The 8,118-nt window shown below is 25.9% G+C and carries 8 protein-coding genes; 2 read left to right on the top strand and 6 right to left on the bottom strand.

Annotated elements, in window-relative coordinates; all coding sequences use genetic code 11:
- Window positions 1-241 precede the first annotated feature (241 nt).
- Complete coding sequence (gene yaaA / locus CLPUN_RS09970; protein ID WP_077847136.1) at window positions 242-982, top strand: peroxide stress protein YaaA; 741 nt, start codon at window positions 242-244, stop codon at window positions 980-982.
- A gap of 23 nt (window positions 983-1,005) precedes the next feature.
- Here the strand turns inward: yaaA and CLPUN_RS09965 are convergent, their stop codons facing one another.
- On the bottom strand, window positions 1,006-1,374 hold the full coding sequence (locus CLPUN_RS09965; protein WP_077847135.1) for a winged helix-turn-helix transcriptional regulator: 369 nt from the start codon (window positions 1,372-1,374) through the stop codon (window positions 1,006-1,008).
- 149 nt (window positions 1,375-1,523) lie between these two features.
- Here CLPUN_RS09965 and CLPUN_RS09960 point away from each other — a divergent pair, with 149 nt between their 5' ends.
- The gene (locus tag CLPUN_RS09960) at window positions 1,524-2,177 is read left to right on the top strand and encodes a flavodoxin family protein (RefSeq protein WP_077847134.1); all 654 of its coding nucleotides are present in this window, start codon (window positions 1,524-1,526) and stop codon (window positions 2,175-2,177) included.
- 63 nt (window positions 2,178-2,240) lie between these two features.
- On the opposite strand, the gene CLPUN_RS09955 is transcribed toward CLPUN_RS09960, so the two are convergent.
- From CLPUN_RS09955 to CLPUN_RS09940, 5 genes are all read right to left on the bottom strand, one after another.
- The gene (locus CLPUN_RS09955; protein WP_077847133.1) at window positions 2,241-2,864 is read right to left on the bottom strand and encodes a uridine kinase family protein; all 624 of its coding nucleotides are present in this window, start codon (window positions 2,862-2,864) and stop codon (window positions 2,241-2,243) included.
- Window positions 2,865-3,401: 537 nt separating this feature from the next.
- Complete coding sequence (locus CLPUN_RS09950) at window positions 3,402-4,643, bottom strand: sensor histidine kinase (RefSeq protein ID WP_242954097.1); 1,242 nt, start codon at window positions 4,641-4,643, stop codon at window positions 3,402-3,404.
- A gap of 32 nt (window positions 4,644-4,675) precedes the next feature.
- The gene (locus tag CLPUN_RS29170) at window positions 4,676-4,801 is read right to left on the bottom strand and encodes a hypothetical protein (protein WP_278281617.1); all 126 of its coding nucleotides are present in this window, start codon (window positions 4,799-4,801) and stop codon (window positions 4,676-4,678) included.
- 45 nt (window positions 4,802-4,846) lie between these two features.
- Complete coding sequence (locus tag CLPUN_RS09945) at window positions 4,847-5,416, bottom strand: accessory gene regulator ArgB-like protein (RefSeq protein WP_077847137.1); 570 nt, start codon at window positions 5,414-5,416, stop codon at window positions 4,847-4,849.
- Window positions 5,417-5,873: 457 nt separating this feature from the next.
- A complete protein-coding gene (locus CLPUN_RS09940; RefSeq protein ID WP_077847131.1) occupies window positions 5,874-7,124 on the bottom strand; it encodes a DUF4179 domain-containing protein in 1,251 nt (416 codons plus the stop codon).
- Between the last annotated feature and the right edge of the window lie 994 nt (window positions 7,125-8,118).

The raw sequence follows: 8,118 nt of genomic DNA, 5'->3' as shown, positions 1-8,118 counted from the left end.
CTTTTTAAATGCTCTTATTATAAATTTACAATAAGTTGCTTAATAAATTTATATAATATAAATTACGTTTTCTAGTTGAATTCTCCGAATTGAAAATTAAGTATGATATAATATAAAAACAAGTAAATAATTTATACATATCAATTCTAATGACATAACAAATTAATTATATGTGAAATAATAATTGAATATTACATAAGAAATATATGTGGAAAACAATTTATAATATGGAGGAATTATATTGAAGGTTATCATATCACCAGCGAAGAAGATGAATGTAGATACAGAATTTGAGACACACAATATGCCATGTTTTTTAGATAAAACTGAATTTTTAATGAAATATATTCAAAGCTTAAGCTATGAAGAAGCCAAAAGTTTATGGAAATGTAATGATAAAATTGCAAAGCCAAGTTTTGAATACTTTTCTAATATGAACCTTAGTAAAAGACTTACTCCAGCAATATTGGCTTATGAAGGAATTCAATATAAATATATGGCTCCAAATGTATTTAATATTCACCAATTGGATTATCTTGAAAATCATTTATGTATTCTGTCTGGTTTTTATGGCATACTTAGACCTTTTGATGGTGTCGTGCCTTACAGGCTTGAAATGCAATCTGCAGTAAAACTTTCAGTATATAAAGATCTATATGATTACTGGGGCGATAGCTTATTTAAAAAACTATACCAGGATGCAGATATAGTATTAAACCTTGCATCTAAAGAGTATAGTAAATGTATTGAAAATTATCTGAATGATCAAGTACAATTTATATCGTGTACCTTTGGTGAATATAAAGAAGGTAAAATTATAACCAAAGGAACCTTAGCAAAAATGGCTAGAGGTGAGATGGTTCGTTATATGGCTGAAGAAAAGATTGAGAAAATATCAGAAATAAAAAATTTTAATAGACTTGGTTATAGATATAGTGAAGAAAAATCAAACAGCAAAAATATCGTTTTTATAAAAGAATAGGAAAATTAAATTAGTTAAAATTATTATTTCGAATCCTTAATTTTTAATTGTTCTTCACCCCATTTTTTCAATTCATTCAAGGCAGGAAGCAATGCTCTGCCTCTTTCTGTTAAAGAATATTCAACTTTAGGAGGAATGGTTTCATATTGAGTTCTAACAATAAGATTTTGTTCTTCCAATTCTTTTAAAGATTTTGTGAGCATCATATTAGTTATACCTTTAATTTTTCTTTTTAGTTCATTGTACCTAATAGGCTCCAATTCTAATAAACACCACATTATAGGTAATCTCCATTTCTGCCCTACAATATCAAGTGCATATATAACTGGACATTGCATCTCATATATATTATCACCGGAAAATTCTTTATCACGACTAGTATCTTTATTCATAATTACATCCTTTCAAATTCAATAGTATCTTTTTTATACTAACACAGAAAAAACTGCATACTTGTATATTTATATCTTTATAATTTATTATTATAACAGAAACTCTTAAAAATAATATAAATTTAATTTTAGGAAAAGGAAGTGCTATTATGAACGTTTATGCTATTAATGGAAGTCCAAGAAAAAATAAAAATACAGTTACACTGCTTCAAAAAGCTTTAGATGGAGTAAAAGAATCAGCAAAGGATAAAGAAATTGAAACTGAAATAATTAATTTATATGACTTAAACTATACTGGATGTAAGAGCTGTTTTGCTTGTAAGAGACTTGGTAGCAAAACTTACGGAAAATGTGTAATAAAAGACGATATTTATGAAGTTTTAGAAAAATTATCTCAAGCTGATGGGATTATCTTTGGAACTCCTATTTATTTTGGTAATATGTCAGGTCAATTACTATCATTTTTAGAAAGACTTTTATTCCCTAATTTTGTGTATGATAAAAACTATTCTTCAATTGCGCCAAAGAAAATGCCAACAGCCTTCATTTATACAATGAATGTTTCAGAAGAAATGATGGAAATGGCAAATTATAAATTATCCTTTAGTAAAATAGAATCTTCTATTGAACGCATATTTACAAAACCACAAGTGATGTATAGTAATAATACTTATCAATTTGATGATTATTCAAAATACAAATCTGATGCCTTTTCTGAAGAAGAAAAAGCAGAACATAGAAGAATTCAATTTCCTTTAGATTGTCAAAAAGCCTTTGAAATAGGTGCTGATTTAATAAAGTAATATATTAAATTATAGGTGAAATTATTCACCTATAATGCTTAATGTAAGTAAAACATCTCACTTTCAACAAGTCGCCGTTTGTTGATTTATCATTGTTGTATCTACTATTAAATCACAATGACTTTTAATGTCAAGTTCTGTAAAGTAATGCTCTTCCATAGGAATCCATTTACTTAAAAAATCTTGGAGCTTTTCTTCTCCATTGCGTTTAAGAATACGTTCATACTGCACATTTGAAGCAACATCTATAAAAATTTTATAGTCATAGTGCTTCTTGAGTGTAGGATGCAAACTGTAACTCCCCTCAACTATATTTAAAAGCTTGGTTTCCACTTTAATAGGATTGTCAAAAGCTCCTTTATTACATAGATATTTCCGATATATTACAGCTTCTTGATTTTGCAGCGACCTTATGACCTCCTCATTAAATCTTTCATAATGTACATTCCCTCCTGCCTCTCCTAAACGTTCTGGAGTCCTCATCTCAAATGGCAGAAAGAAATCATCCATATGAAAAAGGTTGCAATCAAACCGCTCTGTAATTAATTTTCCTAAAGTACTCTTACCTCCTCCACATCTACCATCAATAGCTATAATTAATGATTTATTCTCTTTGCATAGGCTTCTCACTATCTCAATTAAAGGACTGTAGTCATTATTAATTAGTTTTAGATTTTCTCTATTCATTAGCTCCTCCCATATACAAAAATATCCATCATTTTTTATATAAAAATTACTTAAGTATCAAACCTCATATTTTGATGAACTTGACCAATTCTTTCTAATCTTTCCGAATTTGCCTTCTTTAAGGAGGCTTTTTTAATTTCTCTATCATTAGTTATTATCTGACTATTTTCATTTTCACTGCTTCTAAATTTATAACTACATACAGTCCTTATAAACCTTCCTTCTATATGTACATTAATGCTATGATTTAAAAACCTAACTGCTTAAAAATAAAAATATTAGATCCAACACATAATCACTTGATACTTTATCAAAAGGATTATCAACAATCAACATCATTTATTATATCATAAACTAAAATTATCAATAATTTAAATTCTTTTTCTTTTCTATGGCACCATTTTCATCTGATATAATAATTTATAATAGTCATGATGATAAAGATTACCCATATACTGTATCATAAACAAATAAAAATATATCCTTAAAATCACAAGTTTTAAAGATATATTTTTATTTTAAAATAACTATCTTAAATTATTTTAGAGGTAGAATTATTTTAAATTCAGTAACAGTATCAGTGCTTTGAACATGTATTGTCCCACTATGACTTTCCACCAAATCTTTTACAATACTTAATCCATATCCATGACTGTTATCAGCGTTATCCTTAGTTGTAAATCCAGCTTTAAAAATATCTTTCAAATAATGTTCTTCTATTTTAGGTCCATTATTTGAAAGTAGTATTACTGCATTTCCTAAATACTCATAGCTTTTTGCAATTATTATCCCTTTACCATTAACTGCCTTAATTGCATTATTTACTATATTAGTTATAACCCTATATATCTCCATTTCATTAATCTTTATCAAGCCAAAATCACATTTTTCTTCGATTATAACATCTATACCTTTATCTATAGCGGGCTTTAGTGCAACTTCTAATAGCGATTGTTTGTTTTCACTAACTTCTACATCCATTGGAGTAGATTCATTTTTATTTATAATATTTTTTAGAGATTTTTTTAAATCCTCAAAATTCTCCATAAGCCCAAGCTCATATAAATATGAAATTTGTGATGCATAATTATTTTTAATTTCTCTAAGTTCACTATTTTTAATTCCTAGAGATTTATTTAATTTATATATTTGCTCTGATTTCTTATGAATATTCAAAAAATAAACTATAATACTTATTAAAAACATAAAAAATATTATATATGTCATATTTTTTAATAACTGACTTTGTACATTTAATGTCATAAGATAAAAATTTATTATAAAATCAAGAATAAAGCTTATTATTAAAAATGTTGTATACAATTCTTCATTTATTATAAAACTATAAATTTGTTTTATTTTATGTATATATTTGAAACATGACAATAATACTATCCATTGTGGAATATAAATTATAAAAATTGTTTCATAATTTATATATTCTATTGGACATATTCCTTTAACATATTCAAAAATCAAATTTCCAAATAACATAGTATATGCTTGAATAATAAAATAAGTTATTGTAAACGCTGTTAATGCACTTAAAATATTTTTTCTATAAACTAACGCTATTGCGCTTAAACATAATATATGAGTTATAAATATAGATATTTCAAAATTATTTCCAAATGTTTCTATAAAAAAATTTGTTATAACTAAAAATATTGTAAAAATACTAAAAAAATTTATTTTTTGATTTTTATCCTCACAATAAAATATTGTATAAGCTAATATTGTTGATTGCAATATTGAAGTTATAAGGTCTATAATATTCAATACCAATTACCCCCCTGAGTCTATTTATAAATTTATCTTAATTTTTTCATAGATTCAGGCATTTCTTCAACGCCACTTCCCACAAGTGATGCTGTAGCCTCTGTAATCATTACATCTGATAATTTCTTTAAAAATTCACCTAATATTTTTTTTATCATAAAACCCATCTCCCTTTAATTTTTCTTTTATTAACCACTCTTAAATTATATTATTCCTTTGTATTCTCTTTTATTAAACATTAGTATAGCTTCAAATAGGATTGTCCAAGTTATTAATGAATAATAACTACTATAGTTATATAAAACTATAGATAGCAATCCAAGTATTATTAAATTCCTTAGACCTCTAACTCTATTTTTCTTTATAAGCTTTGGGCGGGTAATTGGCATTTTTGAATTTATTACTGGAGCTTGATTCCATACGCAAAATATGCTTAGGAAAATTAAAATGCAATTACTTAGAAAACTAAGATTACATTGCAAACTTAAAATCAATTTTCCAGCTGCTAATAGCAATGTTGCTATAAAACACTTAATTTGAGTGTCTTCATGATATCCTCCTATAAAAGGATTAACCAAACACATTATTCCTACAATAATTGTCGCTTCTTTAAAGTATCCAAATAATGAAAAAATAATTATTAATGAAATCATTTTCATCAATTCAAATAAAATAGTTACTAAAGCATATTCCATTTGTTCAAGTTCATCTTTATTATACTTTTCATTTATTGATATACTTTGAATAATTCTCTTAGAAACACTTTTCACCATTTTTATCACTCTTTTATATTTTTTTAATTTCATATATATTATAATCCTATATTTGTTAAATTTCAACATATTTATAAAAATTATTATATTTGTTTATAAAATTCTCATTTTTATAAAGTTCAGTAATTATTCCTTTACAAAAAACTAAAGTGTATTTTAATATGTTATGTAACAAAAACTCCACCAGATATGCATTTAGCAGAATACTCGTACTTGAAAACTTTTATTCTCTTCGTAAAGTACTTCTGAGACATAGAGTGTTGAAATAGATATTAAGGATGTGAAAATGGTATTTTCGCTGCTCTAAAATTGTATGAAATAAGAGAAAATACAATTAGTTTCTAGAAAATCAAATTAACTAAATACATAACTAAAAAAGTCACTTAATCTGTAACAAAAAAATATTACAAATTATATGACTTTTTCTAAATAAATCCTGCTATTTTTTGAATGTGTCTCATTTAGATACTTGTATTTCCTTACCTACTTTATATCTATCTATTTGTTTTATATTATTGTCAAAACCTAGCTCTAATGCTTTGTCTTTTTCTACATTATCAAATTCTACAACATATCCAAGAGCATCATTTGGATCTTTATAAAAACTCATATTCTTATCGCTTTCGTAATTAATATAATTAACTTTACCTTCCACAAACTGATAATACATTCTTATATTACTTGCCATTAACAAACTTGCTTTTTCTGAATTACCCTTGCAATATACTTTTACACTATTATCATTTCTTTCTATATTAGATATCTCTCCTTTGCTTCCATCAGAAAAGTTAAAATATTTTTCACAGTTTACATTATTAACCATTTCTTTATTAGCATCTTTTTTCCCATTATTATCCTTATGTGTCTTTCTAATCTCTGTCCAAGTTATATCACAACCTAATGGTATTATGCTTATATCTTTTTTATCTTTAAGTCTATCATAAGTTGCTGCTTTGGATTCATAAGTTCCTTTTGTTCCTTTCGCATCAGAATGACTGCTAGAAGATCTTAGTTTGTACATTCTATCTCCAGCTTTTAATATCATTGAAGAATCTACAAGTCTATTATCATAGTCTTTTCGAGGTTCACTATACGCAATTGCTGTTCCCAAAACATCAGACTCTAATTTATTTAATGTACAATCAGATTCTGATATTTTTGTTGATATATCTTTTTCAATTATATTTTTAAATGAGTCTGAAAAATCTACGCTTGCATCCATTCCTATATTAACTTTGTAATTAGGAAATACCACATCCAGCCTTAATTCGCCCTTTTGTGGAAATTCTTCTTCATCATTATCTTGTTCTATAGTCATTAACAAAGTTTTATCATCTAGATAATCATTTGACGTACCTCCACCACCAAAATTATTTTCTCCATAAAGTACTTGAACTATTGAATTATTATTTTTAGTTTTATCAAAAGGCTGGTTGCTTTCCACCTTAACCACTACTTTTAATTTATGCTTTGTTGCTACTGCCTTCTCTAAGGTTACTTTTAATCCATTTTGCTCAATGCTCTTATTTACATTGATTGAATAATCTTTATAAATAACTGTAGCAGAATGTACACTCTCTGCATACTTAGAACTTGCTTGTACATTATTATCTGCAAAAGCCGGAACTTCTAATACACCTATAGCTAACATAAATCCCATAACTCCAAGAATTGGTCCTAATACTTTACTTATTTTTTTGTTTATCATTAAAAATTTCCCCCTTTAATTAAGTTAAAAAGTGAGAGTTCACATTTTACATTTGAGTTCTCGAACTTTCTCTGTGAACATCTATGATTTGGTTCCTCGAACTTATTTAAGTCATGCATACCACTTAACTTCCTCTTATTTTTTACTTCATAATTAATTATACGTCATTAATGGAAATATATTTATTTATTTACATTATATTCTTATTTAAACGCAAAGTAAACTTAATATTGATACATTTTTAAGTAACAATATAAGTCACATTATCTTTAAGAAATAACGTTACAAATTTCATAACTTTTTTATACTAGTTTCTGTAATTAGAATGAAAATAAGGAAAATAAGGAGCTCAAAAATCTGTGTAGCTCCTTACCTTTACCTAGTCGTCTTATTCTTATGTTACAATAAACATTTGCAAATTATCTCACTATATAATATTCTATGTAAAAATATTAGGAGGTTCATTATGGAAAATACACAATCACAAAAATTAGAGCTGGAATAATAATAGTATCAATTATTTATTTTGTAAGTACCATATTGGGTACTTGGGGATTAATAGTATTATTGACACAAAAAGAGCAAGGCATTCCAATAACATTATCTACTACTCAAATTATCATAGGTTTAATTAGGTTTAATTAGGTTTAATATTGCAACTAATACTAGTTATAGCAATTATTCTTATTTTACAATTACTATTCTTAGTATAATTAATACAATCATGGATAATGGTTTTCAATAGACAATTATTTTATCATTAATACTTCCAATATTAATGGCAATTTTTATAAATAAGAAAAGGAAGCTTTTTAACATTTAGTATAATTTAATTTATTAGAATATTTATAATTCAAATTTAATATACTTAATAAATTGCTAACTCTCATCACTTTTATGTACCCATTATACATATTGGAATATATAAAGAGCAGTTTAATCGGATTTTCACTCCCACTCTCCTGCTCTTTCAATATAATAGCTTTAATTTTCA

Source organism: Clostridium puniceum, assembly GCF_002006345.1.
Classification (GTDB): Bacteria; Bacillota; Clostridia; order Clostridiales; family Clostridiaceae; genus Clostridium; species Clostridium puniceum.
The sequence above is the reverse complement of the archived record's forward strand: the minus strand, read 5'-3'. Positions and strand labels throughout refer to the sequence as shown.